Source organism: Arthrobacter sp. WCS2018Hpa-7, assembly GCF_031843805.1.
In the GTDB taxonomy this organism is placed as follows: Bacteria; Actinomycetota; Actinomycetes; order Actinomycetales; family Micrococcaceae; genus Arthrobacter.
This window is the reverse complement of the sequence record NZ_JAVTJB010000019.1, coordinates 41,574-67,574: the sequence shown is the minus strand read 5'-3', so window position 1 is coordinate 67,574 and position 26,001 is coordinate 41,574. Positions and strand designations below refer to the sequence as shown.

The 26,001-nt window shown below is 60.6% G+C and carries 20 protein-coding genes and 1 pseudogene; 10 read left to right on the top strand and 11 right to left on the bottom strand.

Annotated features, from left to right (window positions below; translation table 11 throughout):
* Window positions 1–21: 21 nt before the first annotated feature.
* Window positions 22–1,875, bottom strand: a complete 1,854-nt coding sequence (locus RQH14_RS18025) for an FG-GAP-like repeat-containing protein (RefSeq protein WP_311214509.1) — start codon at window positions 1,873–1,875, stop codon at window positions 22–24.
* 95 nt (window positions 1,876–1,970) lie between these two features.
* Window positions 1,971–3,659, bottom strand: a complete 1,689-nt coding sequence (locus RQH14_RS18020) for an FG-GAP-like repeat-containing protein (protein WP_311214508.1) — start codon at window positions 3,657–3,659, stop codon at window positions 1,971–1,973.
* A 355-nt stretch (window positions 3,660–4,014) separates the two neighbouring features.
* Here RQH14_RS18020 and RQH14_RS18015 point away from each other — a divergent pair, with 355 nt between their 5' ends.
* The 3 genes from RQH14_RS18015 to RQH14_RS18005 are packed head-to-tail and all read left to right on the top strand — an operon-like array spanning window position 4,015 to window position 7,189.
* On the top strand, window positions 4,015–5,181 hold the full coding sequence (locus RQH14_RS18015; protein ID WP_311214507.1) for a glycosyltransferase family 1 protein: 1,167 nt from the start codon (window positions 4,015–4,017) through the stop codon (window positions 5,179–5,181).
* Window positions 5,178–6,572, top strand: a complete 1,395-nt coding sequence (locus RQH14_RS18010) for a UDP-glucose/GDP-mannose dehydrogenase family protein (protein ID WP_311214506.1) — start codon at window positions 5,178–5,180, stop codon at window positions 6,570–6,572. The genes RQH14_RS18015 and RQH14_RS18010 overlap by 4 nt, the downstream gene beginning before the upstream one ends.
* Before the next feature lie 50 nt (window positions 6,573–6,622).
* Window positions 6,623–7,189, top strand: coding sequence for an alpha/beta fold hydrolase (locus RQH14_RS18005; protein ID WP_311214505.1), 567 nt, complete (start codon window positions 6,623–6,625; stop codon window positions 7,187–7,189).
* 25 nt (window positions 7,190–7,214) lie between these two features.
* Here RQH14_RS18005 and RQH14_RS18000 read toward each other — a convergent pair whose 3' ends face one another.
* Window positions 7,215–8,465 carry a plasmid pRiA4b ORF-3 family protein gene (locus RQH14_RS18000; RefSeq protein ID WP_311214504.1) on the bottom strand — a complete coding sequence of 417 codons (1,251 nt, stop codon included), beginning with the start codon at window positions 8,463–8,465 and terminating at the stop codon, window positions 7,215–7,217.
* Window positions 8,466–8,577: 112 nt separating this feature from the next.
* Between RQH14_RS18000 and RQH14_RS17995 the strand changes: the two genes are divergently transcribed.
* From RQH14_RS17995 to RQH14_RS17985, 3 genes are all read left to right on the top strand, one after another.
* On the top strand, window positions 8,578–9,078 hold the full coding sequence (locus RQH14_RS17995) for a hypothetical protein (protein ID WP_311214503.1): 501 nt from the start codon (window positions 8,578–8,580) through the stop codon (window positions 9,076–9,078).
* A gap of 38 nt (window positions 9,079–9,116) precedes the next feature.
* Window positions 9,117–11,300, top strand: a complete 2,184-nt coding sequence (locus RQH14_RS17990; protein WP_311214502.1) for a M48 family metalloprotease — start codon at window positions 9,117–9,119, stop codon at window positions 11,298–11,300.
* A 310-nt stretch (window positions 11,301–11,610) separates the two neighbouring features.
* Window positions 11,611–12,882, top strand: coding sequence for an MFS transporter (locus RQH14_RS17985; protein ID WP_311214501.1), 1,272 nt, complete (start codon window positions 11,611–11,613; stop codon window positions 12,880–12,882).
* Here the strand turns inward: RQH14_RS17985 and RQH14_RS17980 are convergent.
* The gene (locus tag RQH14_RS17980; RefSeq protein ID WP_311214500.1) at window positions 12,879–14,132 is read right to left on the bottom strand and encodes an APC family permease; all 1,254 of its coding nucleotides are present in this window, start codon (window positions 14,130–14,132) and stop codon (window positions 12,879–12,881) included. The two genes, RQH14_RS17985 and RQH14_RS17980, sit on opposite strands and share 4 nt — an antisense overlap.
* A gap of 69 nt (window positions 14,133–14,201) precedes the next feature.
* On the bottom strand, window positions 14,202–16,769 hold the full coding sequence (locus RQH14_RS17975; protein ID WP_311214499.1) for a LuxR C-terminal-related transcriptional regulator: 2,568 nt from the start codon (window positions 16,767–16,769) through the stop codon (window positions 14,202–14,204).
* Window positions 16,770–17,252: 483 nt separating this feature from the next.
* Here RQH14_RS17975 and RQH14_RS17970 point away from each other — a divergent pair, with 483 nt between their 5' ends.
* Both RQH14_RS17970 and RQH14_RS17965 read left to right on the top strand, forming a co-directional pair.
* A complete protein-coding gene (locus tag RQH14_RS17970) occupies window positions 17,253–17,876 on the top strand; it encodes an ATP-binding cassette domain-containing protein (protein WP_311214498.1) in 624 nt (207 codons plus the stop codon).
* Between the two features lie 62 nt (window positions 17,877–17,938).
* Entirely contained in the window at window positions 17,939–18,814 is an 876-nt protein-coding gene (locus tag RQH14_RS17965; protein WP_311214497.1) for a hypothetical protein, read from the top strand.
* 75 nt (window positions 18,815–18,889) lie between these two features.
* Here RQH14_RS17965 and RQH14_RS17960 read toward each other — a convergent pair whose 3' ends face one another.
* Together RQH14_RS17960 and RQH14_RS17955 are read right to left on the bottom strand one after the other, a co-directional pair.
* Entirely contained in the window at window positions 18,890–19,093 is a 204-nt protein-coding gene (locus tag RQH14_RS17960) for a cold-shock protein (protein WP_011773907.1), read from the bottom strand.
* Between the two features lie 299 nt (window positions 19,094–19,392).
* Window positions 19,393–19,599: a hypothetical protein gene (locus RQH14_RS17955; protein WP_311214496.1), complete on the bottom strand. Its 207-nt coding sequence runs from the start codon at window positions 19,597–19,599 to the stop codon at window positions 19,393–19,395.
* A 175-nt stretch (window positions 19,600–19,774) separates the two neighbouring features.
* On the opposite strand from RQH14_RS17955, the pseudogene RQH14_RS17950 reads away from it, so the two are divergent.
* Window positions 19,775–20,443 (top strand): annotated as a pseudogene (locus tag RQH14_RS17950) (flavin-containing monooxygenase); the annotation flags it as partial.
* A gap of 20 nt (window positions 20,444–20,463) precedes the next feature.
* Here RQH14_RS17950 and RQH14_RS17945 read toward each other — a convergent pair.
* On the bottom strand, window positions 20,464–20,910 hold the full coding sequence (locus RQH14_RS17945) for a hypothetical protein (protein ID WP_311214495.1): 447 nt from the start codon (window positions 20,908–20,910) through the stop codon (window positions 20,464–20,466).
* A 733-nt stretch (window positions 20,911–21,643) separates the two neighbouring features.
* On the opposite strand from RQH14_RS17945, the gene RQH14_RS17940 reads away from it, so the two are divergent.
* Complete coding sequence (locus tag RQH14_RS17940; RefSeq protein ID WP_311214494.1) at window positions 21,644–22,879, top strand: DNA cytosine methyltransferase; 1,236 nt, start codon at window positions 21,644–21,646, stop codon at window positions 22,877–22,879.
* Window positions 22,880–22,903: 24 nt separating this feature from the next.
* On the opposite strand, the gene RQH14_RS17935 is transcribed toward RQH14_RS17940, so the two are convergent.
* From RQH14_RS17935 to RQH14_RS17925, 3 genes are read right to left on the bottom strand one after another with little or no spacing between them, the layout of a single operon-like run.
* On the bottom strand, window positions 22,904–23,641 hold the full coding sequence (locus RQH14_RS17935; protein ID WP_311214493.1) for a hypothetical protein: 738 nt from the start codon (window positions 23,639–23,641) through the stop codon (window positions 22,904–22,906).
* A 44-nt stretch (window positions 23,642–23,685) separates the two neighbouring features.
* The gene (locus RQH14_RS17930; RefSeq protein ID WP_311214492.1) at window positions 23,686–24,543 is read right to left on the bottom strand and encodes a hypothetical protein; all 858 of its coding nucleotides are present in this window, start codon (window positions 24,541–24,543) and stop codon (window positions 23,686–23,688) included.
* Window positions 24,544–24,553: 10 nt separating this feature from the next.
* Window positions 24,554–25,708 carry a hypothetical protein gene (locus RQH14_RS17925; protein WP_311214491.1) on the bottom strand — a complete coding sequence of 385 codons (1,155 nt, stop codon included), beginning with the start codon at window positions 25,706–25,708 and terminating at the stop codon, window positions 24,554–24,556.
* Window positions 25,709–26,001: the final 293 nt, after the last annotated feature.

Sequence of the window (26,001 nt, the reverse complement as noted above, 5' to 3'; positions counted from 1 at the left end):
TCGATGCTGAATTGTCTCGCCCTAGAAGATCGCTGTCATTCCGCCCCAGCCTTGGCCGATCGTCAACGAGAGAGGCCACGCTGGTCCTCCGCTGCCCGCGAAGAGCACCAGTTCTCCGGCCGAGCCGCGGGCAAGGATGTCAGCCTTGCCGTCGCCGTTGAAGTCGCCCGGAGCAACGATCGTGTTCATGACATTCCAGCCCTGCCCGATCTGCCGCTGCGACAGCCATCCGCCGTACCCGTTGCCCGGGTAAAGCCACAGAATGCCAGCACCGTCGCGGGCCGCGACGTCCGCTGTTCCGTCGCCATTGAAGTCGCCGACGCCATTGATCCCGGACATACCAGCCCAGCCGGTCCCTATCTGCGTCCTGGTTAACCATCCGCCGGCGCCGTTGCCGGGGTAAAGCCACAAAGCCCCCGCAGCGTCGCGGGCCGTGACGTCGACTTTGCCGTCACCGTTGAAGTCGCTGGCAGCAGTCAGCGCAGTCATGCCCGACCATCCCGAACCAGCCTGAACTCGGTTCAACCACCCGCCGGAGCCATTACCCGGGTACAGCCAAAGGGCACCAGCACTATCGCGTGCCAACACGTCTGCGTTGCCGTCGCCGTTGAAGTCACCGGGAGCGATCAACGCCGTCATGCCGTTCCATCCTGAGCCCACCTGCAACGTCGGCAACCAACTGCCGGCCCCATCTCCTGGGTAGAGCCAAAGTGCGCCTGCTGCATCCCGGGCCAGCACATCCGTCTTTCGGTCTCCGTTGAAGTCGTTCTTGACCGGGGCAGGAACCGTTGCGTCGATGACCGTCACAGTGTTGCTGCCCTTGTTGGCGATGTAGGCTTTTCGGCCGTCCAAGTCGAAGGCGACGGCTACGGGGTTACTGCCGGTCCGGACCGTGGTGGTGGCGTTGGCGTGATCGATGATAGTCGCTCCCCCTGCCAGGTTGGGACTGTACACCTTGCCTTGATATCTGTCCCCCGCCATGATTCCCGACCCACCGCTTGTACCAACCTCTGCAATCCTCTTCCTGGTCTCCACGTCGAAGACCAGCACAGAACCACCTTGGCTGCCGTTGGAAGACGCGACGTAGACCCGGCTGTTGCCATCCGTATAAACATCTCCAAGCTTCTTGAATGTCTCAAAGACCGTAGTTGGAGTATTTGAATACCAGTCGATAGTGACTACTGCAGAGCCATTTTTTCCAACGGTTGTGGCATAGGTGTCGCCGTGGAAGCGATTTGATGCCACCCCCTGCACTGGCGCCCCGAGATCAACTGTGGTTTTGGCATTGGTTGCTCCGTCTATCACGGTCACGGAGTTACCGTTAGCGACATATACCTTCCTGGTATTTGTATCGACGGACATATCCCGGGGCGGTGCCGGTAGAGTCAGAGTCGTGGGGGAATCACCGCCGCTGAGGACGGTAATTCCCGTCTTGAACGCTACATAAACTTTGCCGTTCGCATTGTTGGCCAGAATCTGGCCCGGGTTCACCCCGGTGGGGTAGGTTCGCACTATCTGGTTGGTCTCGCCGTTGATGAGAGCTACAAACCCAGGTTTACCCTCGCCGGTGGAAACGCTCACGTAAGCCCATGCTTGATGAATTGCCACGTCCTGAGGCACGCCGCCCACATCCAGCGTGATGACATTCCGCGTCACCGGGTTGATGATCGACAAGCCCGAGTCTGTGGCAACATACACCTTATCGGCGTGGTGCTCGCCAACAGCCACCGCGTGCGGGGCAGCCCCCACGGGCACGTCAGCGATAACAACATCAGCCTCAGCCGGCGACCCCACCAGCAACGAAACGGCTAGCGCACCGATGACGGCGAGCGTCGCCGTCGTCCGCTTTCGACCCAACTTTTTCAATCTGGACACAGTAGAATCAGACGCGACAGAACCCAAGGGGACCCCCAGAAAATGAGACGCGACTGCCGCGTCGATGAGCGGAGTCTACAGCCTTCCCAGCTAACTCAAAGAATCGCCGTCATCCCGCCCCACCCCGTCCCAACGCGGGAAGCAGAGGGCCACGCGGAACCGCCGGCACCGGAATACAGCCACAGCTCGCCGGCCGCGTTCCGCGCGAGGATGTCGGCCCGACCGTCGCCGTCGAAATCGCCCGGGCCCACCAGGGAGTTCATGCCGTTCCACCCTTGGCCGGTGGCTTGTCGGGGCAGCCATCCGCTGATTCCAGTGGGCGGATAAAGCCACAGGGTTCCCGCACTGTCCCGGGCCACGAGGTCAGTAACGCCGTCGCCGTTGAAGTCATCAGCGCCGGTGATCTCAGTCATGCCCGACCATCCGGACCCGACCCACATCCGAGGCAGCCAGCCGCCCTGGCCGTCGCCACGGTAGAGCCACAGAGCGCCACCGCGGTCGCGGGCCACGACGTCACCAAAGCCATCACCGAAGAAGTTGATGGGCTCGATGGCGCTCATTCCTTCCCAGCCGCTGCCCACCAGAACCCGGGTTCCGAACCCGCCGGCACCGTTGCCGGGGTAGAGCCACAGCAGTCCACCGCCGTCGCGGGCCATGACGTCGGCGGTGCCGTCGCCGTTGAAGTCGCCGGGGGCAACAAGAGCGTTCATGACGTTCCAGCCCTGCCCCGCTTGGACCCGCTGGAGCCATCCGCCGGACCCGTTGCCGGGGTACAGCCACAGGACACCGGCAGCATCGCGAGCCAGCACGTCCGCGGCGCCGTCACCGTTGAAGTCATTCTTGAGCGGGGCCGGCACGGTGCCGTCGATGACGGCGACGGAGGCGCTGCTGTTGTTGGCAACGTATACCTTGCCGGTCGCGGGGTTGACCGCGGCACCCAATGGATCTTGCCCCGTGAACACTGCCGAGGCGGAGTTGTCACCATCAACCACCGTGACTCCCCGGCCGCTCAGCAAGGCGTAGGCCTTATTCCCGGCCGCGTTGACCACAATGTCCTTGATCCGGGACGGCGTTCTGAGTTCAGCTACTTGAGTTTGCGTGGCCCCGCTGATGACGTGCACAAACCCGTCAATGCCATCGCTGTCTCCAGCAACATAGACGGTGTTGGTCACAGGATTCACGGCCAGCTTGCCAACAAAGTTGTCGGTGGGAATCGCTGCCGTGACGGTGTCGGTCACGCCATCGATCACGCGAACGCCCGCACCGTATCTGCCGAGCGTGGTGAAGTAGATCTTGTTGGTGGCCTCGTTGATTGCCAGGTCAAGGATGCCGCCGGCTCCGATGGTGATGGTCGAGGTCACCACCCCGCCCGTCCCCAGGACCCGGATGGTTCCACCGGACAGGATGTAGACCTTGCCGGTGGTCGTGTTCACTGCGATGTCCTGCGCACCCGCAGCGAGCGCCACCGATGATGTTGTCAGGGCCGCACCGTCGATCACTGTCACGCCGCTCTTGACGCCGACGTACGTCTTGTTGGTCACCGGGTTCACTGCCACTGCCCCTGGGGAAGCGCCTACAGGTACCGATGTCACTGCTCTGGTGGCGCCGTCAACCACGGCCACAGCTCCGCCGATCTCGCTGACGTAAACCTTGTTGGTTGTTGGGTTCACGGCGACGTCCACGGGCATGTCACCTGTGTAGAGCTGACCGTCGGAGCTTCCGCCGGCCAGCACCTGAACTCCATCGGATGAGACCACGTAGGCCTTGTTCGACAGGGGGTTCACGGCGATTCGCCCCGGGCGTTCACCGACGGGCACGATGTCCGTAACAGCATCAGCCGCGGCCGGCGGGAGTGGCGAACCAACTGTTCCCAGCAACAGAGCCAGGCCCAAGCCGACGGCGACTGACCCCGCCGCTGCCCGACGCCGTCGTCGTACGTTTACTCCCCCAAGCGCGCGCGAACTATCCCCAGCAGCAACCATGGCAAAACCCCCAGAACTTTCGACGCCCAGCACGTCGGATACCGGAAGTCTACGCGGGCGCTCAGACAAAACAGAGAACCACCTGTTAACCAACTCTTCCTCCACAGGCCACCCGTTCTAACCCGCCCCGCCAACCGCTCAGACGACCGTGGAAGGCGTGAGGATCGCAATCGTCGCCGAATCATTCCTGCCATTGATGAATGGGGTAACCCACTCCATCCTGCGGGTGCTGGAGCATCTGCAGGAGCGCGGGGATGAGGTGATGGTGATCGCGCCGTCGACGTCGGACACTGATGTTTCGAGCGTCGAGAAGGGTGCGTATGTGCACCGGCTTCCTTCGGTGCCGCTGGCCGGTTACGCGAATGTGCGGGTTGCGTTGGGTGGTGTGAATCGGGTCAAGCGAATCCTTGCCGATTTCTCCCCCGACGTCGTTCATCTCGCTTCCCCGTTCGTCCTCGGCTGGCGTGCCGTGCAGGCCGCCCACCAACTCGGCATTCCGACTGTGTCCATCTACCAAACCGAGGTTCCCAGCTACGCCGCCCGCTATGGCGTGCCCTTCCTGGAGAACTGGGCTTGGAACCGCGTGGACAACATCCATCTCCTGGCCACCAGAACCCTTGTGCCGTCCACGTTCGCGCTGAACCAGTTGCGCGGACGCGGCATCCTGCGCGTGGACATGTGGCGTCGCGGTGTGGATACCGCGCGCTTCAACCCCGCTAAACGTTCGACGGCGTGGCGCAGCTCAGTAGCGCCCGACGGTCACCGGATCATCGGCTACGTCGGCCGGCTCGCCGTGGAGAAACAGGTAGAGGATCTTGCCGTGCTGGCTGATCTGCCCAACACGAAGCTGGTGATAGTGGGTGACGGCCCGCAGCGCGCGGCCCTTGAAGCTCAGCTGCCTGACGCTGTGTTTACGGGCTTCCTCGGCGGAGATGCACTGGCTGAAGCGGTCGCGGGCTTTGACCTGTTCGTTCATCCGGGCGAATTCGAGACCTTCTGCCAAACCATCCAGGAAGCTATGGCATCGGGCGTTCCCGTGGTGGCGACTGGCCGCGGTGGCCCCTTGGACTTGGTCGAAAACTCCCGCACCGGCTGGCTGTACGAGCCCGGAAACCTCACCCAGTTGCGTGGCTATGTACAGGACCTGATGGGCGACGACGCCAAGCGCCGCGCGTTCGCCACGGCAGCAACCGCCTCGGTCCAGGGGCGGACGTGGCCTGTGCTCAGCGCCGACCTCGTCCGGCATTACACCGAAGTCATCGCCTCCTTCTCCCGCGAAAGCGGGCCCACAGAACTCACTTCAAGCAAAGGACCCTCCTCATGAAGATTTCCGTGATCGGCTGCGGCTACCTCGGCGCAGTCCATGCAGCAACGCTCGCTTCGATGGGCCACAGTGTGGTGGGCATCGACGTCGATTCCTCCAAGGTTGAACAGCTCAACAAAGCCGTAGCGCCCTTCCACGAGCCCGGTTTGGACGAGCTCCTCCAGGACGGGCGCACCACTGGCCGCCTTGTATTCACCACGGATTTTTCCGCCGCCGCAGATGCCCAGGTGCACTTCCTCTGCGTGGGTACCCCGCAGTCCAAGACCTCTGACACCGCGGATCTGTCCTACCTGATGGGCGCTACGAAGAGCCTCCTGCCGCATCTGGCCAAGGGTGCCGCCGTCGTGGGTAAATCGACGGTGCCGGTAGGCACGGTGGAAACGCTCCGCGCGGTACTGTCCCGACGCTCCGACGTACTGCTCGGCTGGAACCCTGAGTTCCTGCGTCAAGGTACGGCGGTGAAGGATTCATTGGTTCCCGACCGGCTGGTTTATGGCGTCCCGGGCGGCAAGGGCGCCGCTGCCGGCGCTCCAATTACTGCCGTGCTCGATGCCGTGTACGAGCCACTGATCAGCGCCGGCATCCCGCGGCTCGTCTGCAACTTCGCGACGGCGGAACTGATCAAGTCGGCGTCGAACGCGTTCCTGGCCACCAAGGTCAGCTTCATCAACGCGATGGCCGAGCTGTGCGACGCGTCGGGCGCTGACGTGAGCGAACTCAGCGAAGCGATGGGCCTGGACCCGCGCATCGGCAACCGTTACCTGCACGCCGGGCTCGGGTTCGGCGGCGGCTGCCTGCCCAAGGACATCCGGTCATTCCGGGCGCAGGCGCGCGAACTGTCCGTCCCGTCCGTGGATGAGTGGATGGCCCTGGTTGATTCGGTGAATCTGGACCAGCGTTCCCGCGCGGTGGAGGTGGCCCGCGAGATGTGCCGCGGCTTCCTGTCCGGCCGCACGGTGACCATCCTCGGCGCAGCCTTCAAACCCGACACCGACGACATCCGCGACTCCCCCGCCCTGGACGTCGCCCAGCAACTCGCCGCCGCGGGCGCACACGTCACCGTTACCGACCCCAAGGCCATCAACAACGCCTGGATCCGCTACCCGCAAATCCGCTTCGAAGCCGACACCAAACGCGCCCTCGAAGGCGCCGAACTGGTGCTGTTGCTGACGGAGTGGGATGAATACGTCTCGCTGTCGCCTTCCGTTGTGGGGTCGCTCGTACGACGCCGGATGGTGCTGGACGCTCGCAACGTCCTGGACGCTGAGGCCTGGCGGAATGCGGGGTGGACCGTCCGCGGGTTGGGGACGGGGGCATCGGTTACTGCCGGGGAACGGGGCGAGGCTGGAGCTGCAGCGCGTGCCGGCGGGAAGAAGCACGCGCGGGCGTAAGCGGCTGGAGCTGCTTCAAGGGCTGGCGTCGTCGCTCTTGCGGGAGGACGATGATGCCGACGGATAGTTCGGAGGCTCACATGCATGCGGTAATAGTCCCTGGTATCAACGGCTCGGATGCGGACCATTGGCAGTCGCTCTGGGAGCGTTCCAGCGCCGGCTGGAAACGCATTTCTCCGGCGTCGTGGGATGAGCCGGAAGTGGACGACTGGATAGCGGCCTTGGATGCAGAGGTGGGAGACGGAAAACCGATCCTCGTCACCCACAGCCTCGGGTGCCTTGTCGCTGCGAAGTGGAGCTTCGCGAATGCAGGCCGTGTGGCGGGCATGTTTTTGGTTGCCGTCCCGGATCCGTTTGGCCCGAATTACCCTGACGATGGTCCTCGTTTCGGCGACGACGTATACGGGCGAATTCCGTTTCCAACACTGTTGGTCACCAGCAGCGACGACCCCTATTGCACACACGAGCGGTCACAGCATTTTGCCGACACGTGGGGGGCTACCCGGATCGACATCGGACCCCGTGGTCACATCAATTCCTCAAGTGGATTGGGTGCGTGGCAGGAAGGACGCAACCTGTTAGCGGCCTTTGCGGCGGGTCTCTCTGTGCAGAGTTAGCGGCGCTCAAAGTTGACTCGGCGTGTCAGTCCATGCGGCTCTGAACCTCCAAAAGGAACTTAACGCCGGCGTCGGACAACTTCTCATTGACGCGGACCCAACCTGGGCGTTCCCATAACTCCAGTCGGTGCAGGTTCCGTGTGACTTCGTAGTAGAGATCGCTCGCCCAAGACAGCGGAATCTCACCGCCGGTTCTGGTTCTCAAATTTCCTTGATGAAGTGCAGCCTGGATCACTTGGTCTCTAAGTCCGTAGGGTGGCTCGTCTCCAGTCAGCTCCCAATGAACGAAGAGAGGCGTTGCCATTCGCTCGGCATCGCTGCCTGGGTTCGCGAACTGGTCTGCCAGGAAATCCCACAGGGCTTCTGGATCCCCGGCCAGTTTCCGTCCCCTTGGCGTCAGGAGCAGCCTGTCCTTGAGCTTCCGCAGAAGCTTCCACTCCTGCAACTGCTCCCGAAGATTCCGGATGGGCAACGTGCTCACCTCGACCCGTCCAGCCGACATCCATTCATCGTCCCAGCCAAGCTCGGTCATGGCACGCTTGACGAAGGCCGGCTTCAAGTATCCGGCAGAGGTCAACGGCAGACCGTCGTGCTGAGCTTCCTGGAGAAGCCAGAGGATCGGACCCAGAACGTCTTCGTAGTCCGCGACCGTCACCTCACCTGGCCAGAACCGCTGCGCCAAACTGCGCAGCTGCCCGTTGATTGCGACCAGATCAAAAGCCGTGGGATCGAACTTCGAGATAGGTTCCTGCGTCACGTACTCAAGCCATTCGGCAGCTTCCCTGTGCTCGGGATGTTTGGGGTTGGACACGACAGCCACAACGTTGGCGTAGCCGCCCACTCCCCCGGAATCCTCGATGGGTCCCCGCATCGCACCGTCAAGGCAAGCGATGGTGTTCTCGTGCAGCTCGGCCGGGCCTACAACCTCGATGTCGTGTGTCCAACTGTCGCCGAAGTCGTACTCGTACAGGAGGTCGGAGACTCCCGGCTTCTGAGCGTCAAACAACTCCATCAGCCGCACGGCTGCCGGGTCTTCGGCACCCTCGGGACCGTCGCCGTCGTCGACGTCCATGAAGATGCGCTTGGTGCCGGACCAGTCATGGCCCGCGACGGCATACAAGTGGGAGTTCTTCCACCCGAACGCGCACTGGATGGCGCCGTGCTGCTCGGCAACGGTGGCACTTTCGGGAAGGACCAATTGACGCCAGATCAGCGGCTCCGTATCGCTGATCGAAAGGCGAAGCTCGACGGCGGGGACTGTCTCGGTCGAATCCATGAAACAAGTCTGCCAGCATGAGGCCAATGACCTTGTGGTCCCCCACCGTCAGGCGGACAATGTGTCCCACGGCGGACCTCCGAGTCTGTTCGATTCTCACCAAGGGGGCACCATGGGAGAGCTTGGCACGGACATCCCACTGGGCGAGACACGTGATGTGAGCACTGAACTGGCCCGGCTGATGATCGAGCGGGCTGCCCCGGATGAATTGCTCACCTTCGACGAAGTCGCCGACGAGTATTACGCGGATCCCGAATCCACTCTGAACCCGGCCAAGAATGATGAGGCCGTCGGCTTCGGTCTGGAGTTGGCGTTGCTGGCACCCTTTGCTCTCGCCGTGGCCCAGTTCATCATCGGTTTCCTCGGTGACTTGCTCCGTGATGTGGCCAAGGACGCGGTGAAGGATGCCGCCAAACCTGCAGTGACGGGAGCCGTTCGCAGAGCGTTGCGGCTGGGCTCCCCACAGGATTCCACCAGCGCAGCGATCGAGCTCACTGCGGAGCAGCGCGACCGCGTCTTCGCTGCCGCCAAAGAGCAGTCCAAGCGCCTGGGCCTCGACGAAACCAAGGCAGATCTGCTGGGAAACGCAATCCTCGGGGTCCTCAGCAGGTGATTCTTCCTTCGAGTTCCAACCCTTAGAAGGCGGTCAGCATGGACCAGAAGCCGTTGGCGCCAGCAGTTGATCGTCGTCGGGTCAACGTACTCGCCCTCCCCGCACCCACCAACGGCCTGTACCTTCTCTTCATTGCTGCACTTCTGGCGGTCGGCTTGTTTGTGGGCTCATGGATGCACAACGTGGTTCTTGGACGGGAATGGGTCCAAGAGTTGGGCAAGTGTTTGGCTCTGGATTTCGCCCAGCAACAGCAATGCACGGCGCCGCTGGAGATCAGGCGGGGTCTGTGGTCCTTGGCCGGGGCGGGTGTCATGGCAGTGGTCGCCGTGGCCGTCATGTTTGTTGTGCCATTGGTGATTCGACGGCGGCGTGCCCTGCAGGTGCCCGCGCCAAAGCACAGCGCGGTGGTGGAACGCTTTGGCCTATTGGCGTCCGAGGCCGGCCTGCGTCGTGTACCGAAGCTCTTCATCGGGCCGGCACGAATGGGAGATGCCTTCTCCTTCGGCAGGCCCGGCTCAGCTGCGGTTGCCCTACCGCCAAAGATTGTCGGCCTGCTTGTACGGCCCGGACCGGCCGACGGCGTGATCCTCCATGAGTTCGCGCATATCCGACACCGCGACGTGGAACTGGCCTGGCTGGCGCGGAGCTCGTGGTACGTGACTCTGGTGGTGCTTCTCATTCCCGTCGCCGGCGCCATATGGGAAGGACCTTCGCTGCTTCCCTACTATCTCTGGCGTGCGGCCCTGCTGGCTGTAGTAGTGGAAATTGTGACAGCTGCCTTGCTCCGCTCACGCGAGCATGATGCCGACCTGCGGGCCGGGCAGGGGTCATACGAGAAGGTCAGAGCCAGCTTGGGACTCCTCGGACCCGGCGCACCCGCCACGTGGATTCGGCGCCTGCGCCTGCGCCACCCGACACGCGAAGCGAGGTTCGCTGTCCTCAACGTTCCCAGTAAAGCCGCCACCAGCGACTTCCTCCGCTCGCTGAGCGCCGGTGCCCTCGCCGGGATTGTTGGTCCCTTGGTTGTGGGAACCGCCACCGCCCTGCTGACGGGATCCGGCGTCGTACTGGGTGGCATCTGGGCTTCAGCGGTGGTGACGGGATCGCTCCTGGGTTTTACCGTCGGCCTTGATCTTTGGCGATCACGGTTCGCTGCTGCGTTAGCTCACGGCTATGCAGTGGATACCGCTCATCCACTGCGGAGTGCGCGGGATCCACAGACGGCGCGGGGGTTGCCGGGCGTCTTTACGGTCGCCGCCGGTGTTGCCGTTGGCTTGGCGCTGGGGCAGGTCCTGTCGTTCGCGGGGATAGGGCAAGACGTTTCCGCGCCGGTAGATCTCCTCACGTTGATCGCCCCCATGATTGCCGGGCTCGGAACAGTGTTCATTTGCGCGGCCTTCGCCAGCATAGGCCTCCCCCTGGCGCTCTTGGCCAGGCGTCCCTGGCATTTCTGGCTGCCTGTTGCGCTGCTCAGCACCGCAACTTTTGTGGTCACCACCTGGATGGCCGACAGCTTGGATCTTGCCCTCACAAATTTCGGAAGGTTGGGCGCCGCACTGTGGATCCAGTACGGCTATGACGAATGGCCGGGGATCGGCGTTGCCCTGATGCTGGGCATTGCAGCCACCATCGCGGCTTTCTATGGACAGTTCTTCCGTGGACGTGAAGCCAGAGACTGGATGTACTTTAACAACGACGACGGCGGCCTTGACTCCCAGCATCGTCCTCACCTTAAGGCTCCCGGTAGTTCGTTCTGGTTGCCCTTCATCCTCGGCTTGGTGGCTGGCCTCGCAGGGAGCATTTTCCTCGTGTCGCAACTCTTGCTGATCAGTCCCATCAGGACCGCGGAAGCCGCTTCCCAAGCCGACTTCCTCTGGGTAAGCACCACGGTGCTTTGCTGGACGTCAGTGTCAGCCGTGCTCTGCTTGGTTAGTCCCGCTACTGGCCCTGCCACCACATTCATCGCCGGACCTCTGACGTCATCGCTCTGTGCCATGGGTGTTGCTGTTTTTTGGTTGGCCAGCACGGATTCAGTGCCGTGGGATGCGCTGCTGAGCATCTGGGCACCGGCCATGGCGCGAGGGTTCGCCATCTCCCTTATCGTCGTCAGCTTTACCGTCGTCACTCGCCTCGCAGTGCAGGCGGTAATCGGCTTAGTTGTGAACCGGGCGACGCGGGTGAGTCGGGCATCTAAGCCAAGCGGCCGAGCAGCCACCACCTAGGCGGGCACCGTCACCACCTATTTCTTCCGCACCAACACCTAATTACTCCGAATACGGCACCTAGTCGCCCAGATTTGCCACCTAGAGCAGGAAAACGGGCCATAGTCTCCTGTTGTGCCTTCGAAGCGGGAGTCCCGGTGTCCGGCGGGAGCCCCACCCGCTTTGGCGTAGGAGGCACTGCGGCACGGCTCCACCCGTCTACCCCCAGGTGGAGTCGTGCCCAACCCAGTGACGCCGGGAGTCGTCACAGAAGTAAACGAGAACGATTCTTGATAATCTCGAACGTGCCTGCCACCAAGGAAAGCCGTTCATGAAACCCGCCACCAGTTCCACCCAGACACCCCTCCAGGCTGTGGAACGGCCAGCCAGGCCCAACCCGAAGCTCCTGCTCTCGAGCCAGCTGATTTTCAACATCGGGTTCTACTCTGTGGTGCCGTTCATCGCTCTCACCATGGCCAACGATTTCGCCATGAGTGCGGTGGCCATCGGCGTCGTTCTGGGAGCGCGGACCTTCGCCCAGCAAGGGATGTTCCTGGTGGGCGGCGCCATCTCCGATCGCTGGGGCGCCCGCTACACGATGGTCGCCGGGTGCATCGTCCGGGTCAGCGGCTACCTGCTGTTGGCGGCGGCCGACAATTTCAATCTCTTCCTTGCGGGTGCGATCGTCACCGGCATCGGTGGTGCGTTGTTCTCGCCAGCCCTCGAAAGCCTGGTCGCCTCCGCCGAAGAACGGCGCGAACCATCCGGGAAACACCGGCCAACCCTCTTCGCTTCGCTGGTCATCGTGGGCGAATTCGGAGCCGTGGCGGGCCCACTGCTCGGCAGCCTGCTCCTGGGTTTCGGCTTCGAAGTCTCCCTCTACGTCGCCTCGGCCATCTTCGCGGTCATGGCTTTCGTCTTCTGGCGGTTCCTGCCTCGCGCCGACCGCCTCGGACAACCAACAGACGTGGCAGTCCCCAAGCACCAACTCCTGGCCTGCCTGCGGGACAAGCGCTTCGTGGCGTTCGCCTGCTTCTTCAGTGTCAGCCTGCTGGCGCACAATCAGTTGTACTTCGGCCTCCCGGTGGAGCTTCGACGCAGCGGTCTCGACGCCGGCGCACTCGGCTTCGTGTTCGCGTACGCCTCGTTGCTGACGGTCACTCTCCAGTGGCCCATTGCCAAGCTCATGCGTCGATTCGGTGAGCGCAACGCCCTAACATTGGGCCTCAGCCTGAAAGCCGCAGGATTCACCGCCGTCGCAATCTTGGCCACTCAGCCACCCATCGTTTCGTTGCCAGCATTACCGGCGCTGGCTCTCGTCACCGGCCTGTGCCTGGGCAATATGTGCGCGACTCCGACGGCGATGCGGCTCGTCCTGGACTTCGCCGGCGGCCGCCCAACCGGCGCCTACTACGGACTCCTCGCCAGTTGCGGCGGCGCCATGGTGCTGATCGGCAACACGGCCATGGCACCGCTTTACGAGTTTGCAGACCAAACGTCGACGGCGGCCGCCTCGCCGTGGCTGTTCACTGGCGTTATCGCTGTGGTGTCGGCCGTTGCGATCCGCCGGTTCGTTCCAAGACCGGCCCGCACAGCCGCCTAGCGGTTTACCCGCAGCCGGATGACCCTGTAAGCGATGCCCACTAGGAACACCAACACGCCCAGCCCCACGGACAACGGCGGCAGCGTCGCGACTAGAACAACGCACGCAACCGCGCCGGCCACCTGCAGGAACTTCGGATACCGACGGTCCTCGCGTGGCTGGGTGAAGGCAGCGACGTTCGCCACCAAGTAATAGAGCAGCACACCGAATGACGAGAAGCCGATGGCCCCGCGAAGATCGGCCACGGCGACGATCAGGCAAATCACCACAGCAAGAGTCACCTCGGCCCTGTGCGGCACCTTGTACTTCGGGTGCACGGCAGAGAGCCAGTGCGGGAGGTCGTGCTCGCGGGCCATCGCCAGGCTGGTGCGGCCGAGTCCGGCAACCAGTGCCAACAGCGCACCCAACGACGCGACGGCAGCCCCAATACGGACAACAGGCGAGACCCACCCCAAAGCTCCTGCGCCGACGGCATCAGCCAGCGGTGTCGGCGTACCGGCAACCCCCTCGGGGCCAAGTGCCGCGAGCAGCGTCACCGCAATAACGGCGTAGACAATGATCGTGATGCCCAACGCAATGCCGATCGCCCGGGGAATAGTGCGCTTGGGCTCTCGGACTTCCTCACCCATGGTCGCGATCCTCGCATACCCAGCGAACGCAAAGAACAACAGCCCGGCGGACTGCAGGATCCCGTACCAGCCCTCGGCCAGCAGCCCCTCCCCCGCAAAGTCGCCAAAGTCGGGACCGGACCCACCCCACACAGCGGTGACAGCAATGGTCAGGGCAGCCAGCACCGCGATCACCAACACACGGGTCAGCCCTGCGGTGCGGGTCACCCCGTGATAGTTCACCGCGGTCAGAAGTACGACGGCGGCAATCGCCACCGGGCGTTCCCACCCTTGCGGTGCGGCATAGGCGGCGAAGGTCATGGCCATGGCAGCCGCGCTGGCCGTCTTGCCAATGATGAAACCCCAGCCGGCAAGGAACCCGGCCCACGGTCCCAGCCGTTCCCTTCCGTAAACGTAGGTACCGCCGGAGGTTGGGTATTGTGCAGCGAGTTGGGCAGACGAGGTCGCGTTGCAAAAGGCGACAAATGCGGCCACTACCAAGCCGATCAGCAGCCCGGATCCCGCGGCGGCAGCGGCCGGGGTGAAAGCTGCGAACACTCCGGCACCGATCATGGAGCCTAGTCCGATAAGGGAGGCATCGAACGTGCCGAGTCGGCGGGCCAAGGCCGGGGAGTTGTTCACTGACACCCTTCACACTGAGGGACCGGGCTCAGGGCGTGGCGTCGGAGACCGGCGTTGGGAGAATTGGCTTCAGCTTATCCCGGCTCCTCGCGGCGGAAGTGAATTCCCGACGAGCATGAAGAGTCCGTTGCGGGACGTTGCGCCTGTCTTGCGCAGCGCGTTGGAGATATGGTTTTCCACGGTCCTGGCACTGATGCCCAGATGTTCTGCGATCTCCACATTGGTGCGATGGCCCGCCAGGACGGCAACCTCGATCTCCCGTTCAGTCAGCGGCGTGGTCCTGAACGAGTTGAAGGAGAGTTGCTCATTGGCCGATGGGAACCGGACCGCGAACATTGACGAGGCCTGAGCCATGGCGTCGGCTGCGGCAGTATCCCCCTCTATGACGTGCCTCTTGAGTGCACCCCGGAGAAGCATCCCCACCTGGTAGGTGTCGATATCCGGTTCGTAGTGCTTCAGCAGCAGACCAAGGAGCTGGTGGTCCCCTTCAACCACGGCCGTAGCAATGCCGATGAGTTGATCGTGAACCGTGACGCCACTGTCCCGCAGGATCTTCTGCAGCAGGTCCAGGACCGGACGTCCCGGGCTCAAGCAGGTGCAGAGGAGCGCCGTCATCATGGCTTCCAGAACGTAGCCGCTCTTCAGCTGGCGTCTGACGAGTTTCGCGGCTTTGCGGTCGAACGTGGAAGGTTGCGCGCTGTCGTGGGCAATCAGTTCGTAGGCTCCCTTTCCAACACCGGGCAAGGGGCCGACGTCGGGCACTTCAGTCCGCGCCTGCGCGGCAATCGACAAGGCCGGTGGCGTGGCAGTGGTTGCGTGACGGAGCCCCGCCAGGCGCAGCATCGCGTCGTAGAGGGCGTCCACCACGAAGCCTGGCCGCCCCATGGCGAAGACGCTGCTCATGAGGTATTCCGCTTCTTCAAAGTGCCCGCGATACAGCAGTCCGTGGGCGGCGATGTAGCTGCTGGTGATCACGCCGAATTGGTCCAGGTTCTTGCGTGCTTCGGTCCGCCAGTCCAGCGCGAAGACGAGGGATTCCTCGATGCGTCCGGCAGCGAACAGTGCGAACCCGCGGATGAACGGACGGAGGTGGGAGAAGGCGTCGTCATCGTTCTGACCGTCTACGGCGTCGTAGGCTGCGACCGGCCTGAAGCGGTAGAGCTCCAGAAGTCCGTGGACCAGGCTGCCCATCCCGGAAGGCTTGCTTTCGAGCGCGCTTGTTGACGTGTCCAAAGCGACCCTGCCGTGGGAAGCACTCAGGAAGGTGATTGCGTGGGCGGCTTCCGCGGCATGGTGCGGGTTATCATCTGCGAACTTTTGGAGGATGTCGACGGCGGCACCTGGGCCTTGCCCGGCGTGGACCGCGAGCATGGCGCGGGTAATGGTGACAAACAGGACGTCCTTGGGGTCGGCGTCGGACGTTGTTGTTTCACTGCAGACGCGAGCAGCCCGCTGGACATCCACGGGAGCACCCCAATAGATCCGTAGCAGGGACGAAGCATTGGCGGCGGTTTTGTTGGCTTCCCATCGCTCGAAACGGATTCGTTCACGATCGGAACTGTGGTCATGGAAGTGGCGGGCGGTGACGGCGTCGCCGTCGCCCTTTTCCAAACGCAGCGTAGCCAGGACCCGTACGAGGCAGTCTGCCGTTGTTTGGTTCTCCTGCTCTGCCCGCGGCACGGCCTCGAGGACCCCGGCGATCTTTCTGCGCAGCAATTTCCTGTCCCTGAGGTTCTTGTTGCCGCGGAAGTAGTCAGCGATGACGGGTGGGCTGATGGCGGCGATGGAACCGTTGTGGTGATCGTCCATGACGGAGAGGAACCCTCTGCGTTCGAGACCTTCCAAGGCGTCGGGTTGGATGACCTTCTGCAGGATGTCCACGCGGGCTGTGCCGAGGATTGCCATGGTGTGCAGCGCTGTGAATTCATCGGCGCTGAGCTCGGCCAGAAGCGACTCAAGTGTCCCCCGCAGGTGCTCGTTCCAGAGGGTGTTGGTGGTCATCCCCCACTGCTTGTCCTTCATGACCAGGAGGTTGCTCAGGGACGCTGTCTCCGCGATCCGTACGATGAGGCGCGGGTTGCCGGCGGACTTGGTGAGTATCCTTGCCGTGGTGTCGGCGTCTGCCGGAGCACCGAGGACCTGTGCGATCAGCATGTGAACCTGCTCGTAGTGGAGCGGGTCCAGTTGCAGATGTGCCTCGCGTCCGTTGTTGAGGATGGCCAGCTGCCCTTTGGAGAATGCCCAGGTTTCGGGCGCCGTGGCCACCATCGGACAATTGGATCTGCGCCGAACCGCCTCCAGGACCGCCAGTGACTCGCTGTCCACCAAGTGGAGATCATCGACGACGAGCAGGTGCTTCCCATTGGTGGCCAACTGGCTGGTCAGCACATCCGCGATGTCGAAGACACCGCTGCGGCCAGGCCTCAAGTCCAGCCCGAGTCCTTTGATGGCCGCGTACGGGATAGTGCGGTGCGTGCGCAGTCCGGTGATGAAGTGAACGGCCACTCCGGTCTTTTCCAGATTGCTCATGACACTGCGGACCACGGACGTTTTACCGCTGCCCGGCGCACCGACAACCCTCACGCCGATTCCGCGTGCGACAAAGTCGAGGATTCGCTGAACCTCAGAATCGAACACTCGACCCAACCTTCTGTTTCTGTGGATGCCCGACATGCGGCTCACTTCGCAGGCTAGATCGAGAAAACGGGACTAGGTGGCAAAACGGCCTTGCACAGGCCGATTTGGGGGCATCTAGGTGGCGATTTGGGCAAATCTAGGTGGTGACTGGACTCGTCTAGGTGGTGGGGCTGTTCGGAATTCAGGTGATCCATGGGATGCTCCCTCAGCTCTGTGGGTGGATTACCTCCCACGGTACGGAGGGCTGAGCGAGAGTTACATGGGTGTAATTCGCTATGTGGATATGTGTTCTAATCATATTTACGGCACTAGTACACAGGTTCTAAGCAGGCGTTTTCAAGGGTGGCTGGAGGCGAGTCCGCAGCCACCCAGGCATTTGACAAGTGGACGCTTCCAGGTCGAGAGTGTTGCTCGATCACCCGCGCCCGACAGCGTGAACGGTGATTCTCGGGCATTCCATTGTGGGGGGACAAATGAGGATCAATGCTGCGCATCACGAACCTATCCAAGAGCTACGGCCGCAATCGAGTCATCAGTAGCGTCAACCTCGTAGTTCCATCGACGGGCATCCACGTCATCCAGGGTGGGAATGGAAGCGGCAAAACCACTCTCCTCAAGTGCCTCGCGGGGCTGGTCCGTTTCCACGGTGAGGCAACCTGGTACAAAAGCGACCTTCGAGACCACGTATCTGCGTCCTTCGATGACTCAGCCGTTCATGAGCGCCTGACTGGTCTGCAGAATCTCAGCGCACTCCTGGATATCCCGCCCCGCCAGGCCATCACCCATCCCATCATCAGGACATTCCTCAGCCGTGAATTGTTGAGCCGAAGATCATCCTCGTACTCGTTGGGGCAGCGAAAGAAGCTCAAGCTGGCAGCGGCGTTGGCAATTGGCCGACCATGCATCCTGCTCGACGAGCCGAACTCAGGCCTCGACGATCACGGTCGGCATGCCCTACGGCAGGCGCTGGAGTCCATTGAAGCCACCACATGCGTCATCGTTTCCGATCATGACCACGCCCTATACGGGGATCTTGCCTCAACGACATTCACCATCCGGCGCGGAAGAATCCGCGCCGACGGCGAAGCAATAGCGCTTCGCCGATGAGTAGGTATCTGCGATCCCTGAGAACAGAACTGCGATATCAATTCTGGAGCAAAGCACTGCTCTTGCCCATCGGCGGCGTGTCGGCGTCGCTGGTGTTCGCTTTTGCCGGGAGCATCAGCAACGTCACCGCGACAATGTCGAGACTTAAGATCACAGAGGCTTACGCGCTGGCCAACGGCAACTCGTTGGCCGCGGCCATGGAACAACCCAACACCGTCGTCATCCAAGGTGGCCAACGGATTGTAGACAACCCCCTCCGCTTCGACTACGAAGCCGCCTACTTCGCCGACCGCGCTTTCGAGGGACCTCATGCCATCGGCACAGGGATGGAGATGATCACATTCCTGGTGATCCCGCTGCTCTTCTTCATTTATGGATGCGCAACAGCCGTAGGCGATGTTCGCCGGCGGATTCTGAAGGATCGAATCGTCGCGCAGGGCGCAGCGCCGTATGTGGCTGGGAAGGTCGCCACCATTACCCTTGTGTCGATGGCGGCGGTCATCCTCACCGCGATGCTGAGCCTGGGTGCCGCGCCAATCCTGAGGGCACTGTTCCTACAGAGCGATCGCCACGACTTCATCTATTCAGTCGACGACGCCGGTGCAGGCAACCCCATTGTTCAAATCGCGTTCGCCGCTGCTGTAGCCGTCGGATTTGGTCTGCTGGGACTCTCTATTGGGCTCGTAGCCAAGAGCATGCTGATCCCTTGCCTGGCCGCGGGCGCATTGCTCCTGCTGCTGCCGTTCGCCGGACCCTATGATCCCCGCAATATTCTCACAACCGCGGCGGAAGGCGTCTTCAACTATTGGGGTGGATTTAACCCACGTCCGCCATTTCCAGTGTGGACCGAACTCGGCGTATTGGTGTTGGTTGCAAGCCTGGCCTCGGTGGCTCTCGTCTCGACGGCGATCTGGTCGCGGATGTCGAAGTTCGTCTAGCCCGAAACACTAGAGGGTGGGCAAACAAAAACAGGGCCGGTCAATGACCGGCCCTGCTTCTTTGTTATCCGAAGACTAGATAGCCTGGATGTTTACTGCCTGGGGACCCTTGGGGCCCTGCTCGACATCGAAGGAAACCTTCTGGTTCTCTTCGAGGGAGCGGTAGCCCGAGGAGTTGATCGCAGAGTAGTGAGCGAAAACGTCCTGGCTGCCATCTTCAGGAGAGATGAAGCCGAAGCCCTTTTCGGAGTTGAACCATTTCACGGTACCTGTAGCCATTTTTTCAGTCCTTACTGAAGGTGGAGATGCTCCCGACTTTCGGGTCTCCGGTGTGGGGTGTTCTCCACCGTTACTTCAGAAGGTCACGATCCAGAGGGACCGTGGGGACTGCCTGAACTACCAAATGCCAAACACAACAACACCGTCAAGTCTACAGAGTTCTGAGCAGATAGCTAGTGCTGGGAAATATTTATCCATCGGATGTTGATCGCAGGCCCAAAACCAGGCCTTCAAGGCCCGCCTTTTACGGGGCAGCGGAGTCCACGTCAACAAATCCCACGGTCCGGGCAGACAGCTCGCTATCGCTGCCGCGGCTCGTCACCATTGGTCGTGGCATTGAGCCTGTCCTTGATCACCCAACTGGCAATTGACGGAGCGGCTGTCGCTATAAGGCACGCCGTCGCCCAGAAGTTGTCCAATAGGCCACTGACGAGCAGAAACAGGCTAACAGCGATCACCACCCATGTTGTGATGTCGAGTAGCCGAACCACGCTGGTAGTAGACATGCGCGAATCATCCCCCTAGATACGTTCCGAAAGCCTATGTCTTTTTGAACGCACGCGGCATCCAGCGACCTCGCATCGGGGGACGTTCCGGCGGCAGCCGTTTCCGGGTGCCCAGCCCGTAGAAACCCGTCTTCGTCCATCCCCTATCAGGTCTCCGAAGCGTACAGTTCACCCCATGGGACCGACCCTGGATACGGTCATCATCGGCGCAGGCCAAGCCGGCCTCACGACGAGCTACTGGCTCACGCAATTCGGCGTCGAACATCAGCTCCTGGAACGACGCGATTCCCTCGGCGGCGCTTTCCAGGACCGCTGGGACAGCTTCTACATGAACACCCCGAACCTTGCGCTGGACCTCCCGGGCATGCCGTACGACGGCGAGGATCGGGACGCGTTCATCTCACGCATCGCTGTCGTCAATCTCTTCAGACGGTACGCGGAGCTCATTGCCGCTCCGGTCCATACGGGCGTGGACGTGACCCGGCTATCCCATGCGTCGGATGGCGCCTTCAATCTTGAGACATCGCTCGGGAACCTGCGGGCCAAGAACGTGGTCCTCGCGACCGGCGCGTACCAGGTCCCCAAGATCCCCGCCCTGGCCGCCAGACTCCCCGCCGGCGTGAGACAACTCCACACGCACGATTACCGCAACCCTGAGCAACTGCCGGAAGGCGCCGTGCTGATAGTCGGCACCGGTCAGTCAGGCGGACAGATCGCCGAGGAGCTCCACGCCGCTGGCCGCGAAGTCCACCTCTCCGTCTCAATCGTCCCCGAAGCACCGCGGCGATACCGCGGCCAGGACGTCATCTACTGGATGCTAGAAACCCGCAAACATGGCCACGACTAGGGCGTCAGATCAAATATTCAGTAACCGATTAGTAGTACACCTTCAAAGGGAAGGCGGAGCCGCCGGGAGGCAAAGACGGCATCCAGCTGATTCTTCGTGTTCTGATAGGCCTTGATTGTCGTCACGGGATTTGACCCGTGCCGGTAAATCTTTGGCATGAGCAAAGCCAAGTACGTGGCATCCAGTATGAGCGCTGAACGCAATATGTCGCGGTAGTCGGCATTATTTGAGGCCCCTCGGCCCGCCTCCACCTCCAATGCGACCCCGTGTCCATCATGAAAGGCATCGATTTCGTAGTTAACTTTCGGAATTCCATTCTCACCAAACAGAACAGGCCTTCGGATCTTCTGCTCCGCTCGTTTTCCAGTCTCTACCGCATAGCCAAGCAATTCCAATTGAGGTCTAAGCTCAGCTAGGACTGCATCGCTTTTCCGCGGAATGACAGAATGCGATTCTGTGTCCAACGTCGAAACTAAGGGCTCCATTGCGGCCACAAGCATTGAGACCCAGTTCGGATGCGTACTATTGCTCGGATAATAGATCCATGACGGATAAGACATCCTCAGTTCTCGCCCTCATTCACCAGTACGATCCCTCGCAGGGCTCCATGCTGCGATATTAGTTGACGTGGTCCAGTCTCAACAGAGCCGCGGATTCGCACCCACCTCTGACTCGTCACTCAATGACTAACCACCCCGCACCTCGGGGGCGTGGGATGCAGTTGCGGCACCAGCCGCGACCCGCTTGGATTTACACGCTCGTTCGCTCGCGGTGCCGACTGGTGGCACCCGTCAAACACTCAACTTCTTGGTCATGCAGCCTCGACGAGCCAACAACACTCTCTCTAAGTCCGGTCCATGTCTTTGTGGCGCCGGAGGCCATCCGGATCGAGAACCTGGTAACCTGTAACGTCAGCAGTTTAGGGTGGAGGCCAGTTTGATTCCGGTAGTAGACATTTTTGCAGGCCCTGGAGGGCTCAACGAGGGTTTCTCCAGCATCCTAGACCCAGCGACCAACAAGCCCGTATTCAAAACGGCTGTGTCCATCGAGATGGAGCGGTCTGCAGTCAACACGTTGACCCTAAGGGCAGCATATCGACACCTGCTTCACTCTGAAAGTGGACTCCCACCTGCTTACCAAGATTTCTTGGAAGGGAGGAGGTCTCTTTCTGAGCTCCACAAGGATTCGCGCTTTGCGTTGGCCTACGAAGAAGCCCGAAAGAAAGTCCGGCAATTCGAGCTCTCTGAGAATTCCCGAGGTGAGTCTGACAAGATAATTGAGGAAGCACTCGGAGACAACTCCGCAGCGTGGGTTTTGATTGGTGGCCCACCTTGCCAAGCTTATTCTCTCGCTGGGCGCTCACGTCGTACAAATGATGTTGAGTTCGAGAATGATCACAAACACTTCCTCTACAGGGAGTATCTGCACATCATTCAGCGGTTCAAGCCAGCCATATACGTCATGGAGAACGTAAAAGGTCTGCTATCGGCCACGAATGGCGGCAGTAAGATGTTTGAGCTCATTCGCGGCGATCTCACAAACCCGGCAGAAGATCTCAATTACACCCTCCATTCCATGGTGGTCGAAGCAGGACCGGAGGGTCCGGGGGCTCAAGACTTCGTAATCCGCGCCGAGGATTACGGAATCCCCCAGAAGCGCCATCGCGTTATCATCGTGGGCGTGCGGGCGGATCTAGATTTAGGGGCTCCGTCCGTGTTGGAAAAGTCGCAGCCGGTAACAGTTTCCGAGGCCATTGGCAACCTCCCCAAGATACGCTCCTCAGTTTCAAGGACAGTGGACCATGATGGCCAGCTCTGGGCCGACGTCCGGCGGAGCATCCGCGATATTGGCAAAAAAAGCATCCTACGCGATTCGCTAACGGCCATTTTTAGCTCAAAATTGGAGTCTTCGTCTCTGTCCCAGGCAGCGGCGCCTGGAGACGAGATAATGTCGAACGTCTCGGCGAAGACGTACCACGAGTGGATCTCCGATCGTGCGGGCGCGGCAACCCTTCAGCACGAAGCTAGAAGTCACATGATTGAGGACTTGGAACGCTACTACTTGCTTAGTTCTTTGGCCAAATCGCTAGGCGATAGCCCGAAGGTCCGCCAACTACCTAGGAATTTTTGGCCCAATCACAAAAACATGGATTCTGCTTCGATGCCCTTCGAAGATCGTTTCCGAGTGCAGGTGTGGGACAAACCCTCATCAACAATCGTGTCGCATATCGCTAAAGACGGACACTACTACATCCACCCCGACCCTAACCAAATGCGTAGTCTAACCGTCAGGGAAGCAGCGCGCCTACAGACATTTCCCGATAACTATGTATTCGTCGGGAATCGGACGCAGCAGTATACCCAAGTTGGCAATGCCGTCCCTCCGTTATTGGCGTACAAGATTGGCCAGGCCGTAGCAAAGATGCTTTCGTAGCTCCCGAACCGTTCGCGGAAAGTGTCAGCCGCCGTCGAGGCCCAGTGCTTCCGCTGACTCAAGAAATAGCGATGCCACAAAGTCGTCAATCTGTGCAGGAGTCATGACAAAGACAGACTGCACAGCCATCTTTCTAAGCAAGCGCTTCGTCGCGTCGCGGAAGAGGTCCATACGGCGTCCCGTTTTTGTCACAGATGTGAACTCCAGCAACTGACGACCCATGGCGCGAGCCAACACCGGGTACCCGCCTATCCGAGGCTTCTCCAATAGGTTTACGACCTCGTCTTCTCCAAGTTCGCCAGCCAAGTCCGACCCCAGCAGGTGCACTCTCCACCACAGTCGACCGATCGTTGTCCTTGTGAAATCGAATAAGCGGTCTTCGGAGATAGTCCACCGCCGGGAGTCAACATTGAGCTGGCCGTAGCGCCAGAGCACCACGTCAGGAACCACAGCGGCGTTGACGAAGTTCCAGACATCAATTGATGACGCATCTGCAGGCAAAATTGCCATTTGGGCATGAACCTCAGGACCGACGCTTCGGTCAAATTCAACCAAGACTTTATTGCTTACCTTCGACGGGAATCCGAACTCTTCCGCTATGCCCAAAACCTTGGTGCGGAGGTTCAAGAGTTCATTAGAGCCTGCCCTCTGCCTGGCAAGCGGATAATACTGCGCCGTCCTGACGTCGAGGTCCAGAGTCGCAGCAATTTCCGAAAAGCTCTGCGAGCGAATCACCTCCCATGCAAGTGCAGCATCATGCAATGGCATCCGGGGGTAGCACAACAATGTGGATGGAGCACGCACGTTTACTTCCCACCGACTTTGGATTGCAGTTCCGCCTCAACACGCCCCGGATCCTCGCGATAGCGTTGTTGGACTTGGTCCAGTGACCCACCGACTAGTCGAACTACGCTTGACAAAACATGCCCGAGAGACTCCTCCGGATAGTCCATGTCGAGACTCAGCTCCTCGGAAGTTAGAGCTTCGCGGAATAGTTGCCGAATGAAATCTAATTCGAGGAATCGAAGCCAGGCTCCTGCTTCCTGCGACTCCGAATCCTGAAGCATATGCTTGATGTTATCGTTATCGGAATTCAGCCACAGCCAAATGGCCGCGGACGCATTTGTCATCAAGTCATGTGAAGTCAGACGCAACCACCAGAGCGACTTGCTCGAACTTGAGAACCCGTGCTCAGCAAAGCTCACTGGCAGCATTGGGAGCCGAGGTGCAGATCCCTCTAGCACAATTTTCCGTTCTACCCGAAAGACTGTGTTGCCCAGCCGTTTGGGCGCAAACGGGCTAGCGGCTTGCCCGTTTGGTTCGATGAGCGAGAGCTGGAACTCTAAAGAAAGCGTCCCAGAGATCTGATCGCCAGGGATAGTTAGGTAAATCTGCTGACGCCCGGCCCGGACACCGCATACCTCAGATACCATGACGAGGGGTGTAGCAGTGGAGCGCGCTATTATCGCGGCCCCCAAACTCGCAGCATGCCCAAGCCCTAAGGTGGCTCGAACATTTTCGAGGTTCAAGTCGAACGAGCATTTAACGTATATATCGTCATAGTAAGTCCAGTCTTTGGCTAGAACTTCATATTCACCCAACTGGACATCGGCGATCATAATGTCCCATGAGAGATGGGAGATTTCGTGAATGGGCAACGTCAAGTGACCAAAGCTAACCCCCCGCATTCTCGACCTCCTCTACGGTAGCCGTGACGCGTATCGCCGCGTCATCAGGCTGAGTGAACACTGCAGTAATCACTTCGTCCTTCGGTACAGCCACGGTGAGAGTCTCTTTCGATGTCAGCACGCCAGTTTCTGAGATCCAGCCTGCGAAACGCGGCATTGCAGCTTGCTCGGGGCTAGAGGATTCGTTGCTTCCAGACTCGGTGACCACCCGGGCCGCTACACGAACAGTTGCGAACGCTCCAGGGCGACCACCAATTAGAGCAAACGGGTATTTTGCAACGACTTGCCCATCTAAGAGATCTAGTGACGCCTCGGAGATCTGGCGGATCGACGCCTTTCTTGGCCGCTTTCTCCCGGAGGAAAATGTCCCCTCGGAGGTTTCTTGTTGCTCAGCTCCGGATCCTGAGAAGCCGCTGAGCAGACTACCTAGTGCGGCAGAGACTCGCGATGCGCCCTTGGATGCCACCCCGTTGCCTGCCTTTGCTCCTTCCGCGGAGAGAATGCGAAAAGTCTCTCGGATCCTGTCCAGCGTGATCCTGACAGGATTGGGAGCGTTCCTTTCGGTCGCAGTCTTCTGGTAGACCCAATCGTCGTGTGTCACTGGCTCAGACTTCGCGAAACGTTCATTCATACCAGGCGCTGAAATGAAAACTCCAAAAACAGGTACACCGCTCGGTTGGGCGGCCACAGACAGATACTTCACTACCATTCGTGGATCCCTCAAAAGGGCCACGGAATTCTCTAAATCGGAGCCAGTTGACACGGGGGTATGGCTGATTCGGTGAGTCAGGAGACCAGAGATCAGTTTCGGTCGCTGAATCCGGATAGATGTGAAGATCGTTTGCCAGTTGCTTTGATATTCAGGGTCCAGTACACGCTGTCGGCCCTCAATGTAGGCTGCAGCAAATTCGCGATAGACAGGATGAGAAAGTGGCTGTGGCGATGGTACAGAAGCACCGTCGGCCGTGAATTCGAATCGAATATTTGGCCCATTGCCGAAGTCCAGTGCGTGCGGCCAGGCCCACTTCAAAGCGGCGTCGGCAATGGCACTCACCCGTTCGCGCCCGTTCTTGACGCCCTCAAAGTCCGGTGCGACAACCATGATGCTCGTCCCAGTTGCATCTTCCTTCGGGGTACGCATGCCCAGATGCTCAGCCAAACGGCGAGCATCTGGACCAATCAGAGGATCTACAATTCCATCTTGGCCCGGAACGCCCCACCAGTTGCGCCCAGTGTATCTATTAGCTCCGTCATCGTAATCTCCATCGCCGCCCGAAACCCCGATCAATCGCGACTCAATTTTGCCATTGTGGTGTGCTTGAGAATAGATGAGACAAAGTCCTACCTGGCTTGCTCGGTAAAGCACCCCTTTGCCCAGCCCATATGTCCCTCCTTCCAAGCCCTTGGAGGTTGACCGCCCGAGGTTGCGGACGA

What these genes read in the sequence shown, in the direction of transcription:
- RQH14_RS18010 (WP_311214506.1), top strand. Translation starts at nt 5,178, where the DNA reads ATGAAGATTTCCGTGATCGGCTGCGGCTACCTCGGCGCAGTCCATGCA.
- RQH14_RS17985 (WP_311214501.1), top strand. Translation starts at nt 11,611, where the DNA reads ATGAAACCCGCCACCAGTTCCACCCAGACACCCCTCCAGGCTGTGGAA.
- RQH14_RS17970 (WP_311214498.1), top strand. Translation starts at nt 17,253, where the DNA reads ATGCTGCGCATCACGAACCTATCCAAGAGCTACGGCCGCAATCGAGTC.
- RQH14_RS17990 (WP_311214502.1), top strand. Translation starts at nt 9,117, where the DNA reads ATGGACCAGAAGCCGTTGGCGCCAGCAGTTGATCGTCGTCGGGTCAAC.
- RQH14_RS17995 (WP_311214503.1), top strand. Translation starts at nt 8,578, where the DNA reads ATGGGAGAGCTTGGCACGGACATCCCACTGGGCGAGACACGTGATGTG.
- RQH14_RS18000 (WP_311214504.1), bottom strand. Translation starts at nt 8,465, where the DNA reads ATGGATTCGACCGAGACAGTCCCCGCCGTCGAGCTTCGCCTTTCGATC.
- RQH14_RS17925 (WP_311214491.1), bottom strand. Translation starts at nt 25,708, where the DNA reads ATGCGTACCCCGAAGGAAGATGCAACTGGGACGAGCATCATGGTTGTC.
- RQH14_RS18005 (WP_311214505.1), top strand. Translation starts at nt 6,623, where the DNA reads ATGATGCCGACGGATAGTTCGGAGGCTCACATGCATGCGGTAATAGTC.
- RQH14_RS17960 (WP_011773907.1), bottom strand. Translation starts at nt 19,093, where the DNA reads ATGGCTACAGGTACCGTGAAATGGTTCAACTCCGAAAAGGGCTTCGGC.
- RQH14_RS17955 (WP_311214496.1), bottom strand. Translation starts at nt 19,599, where the DNA reads ATGTCTACTACCAGCGTGGTTCGGCTACTCGACATCACAACATGGGTG.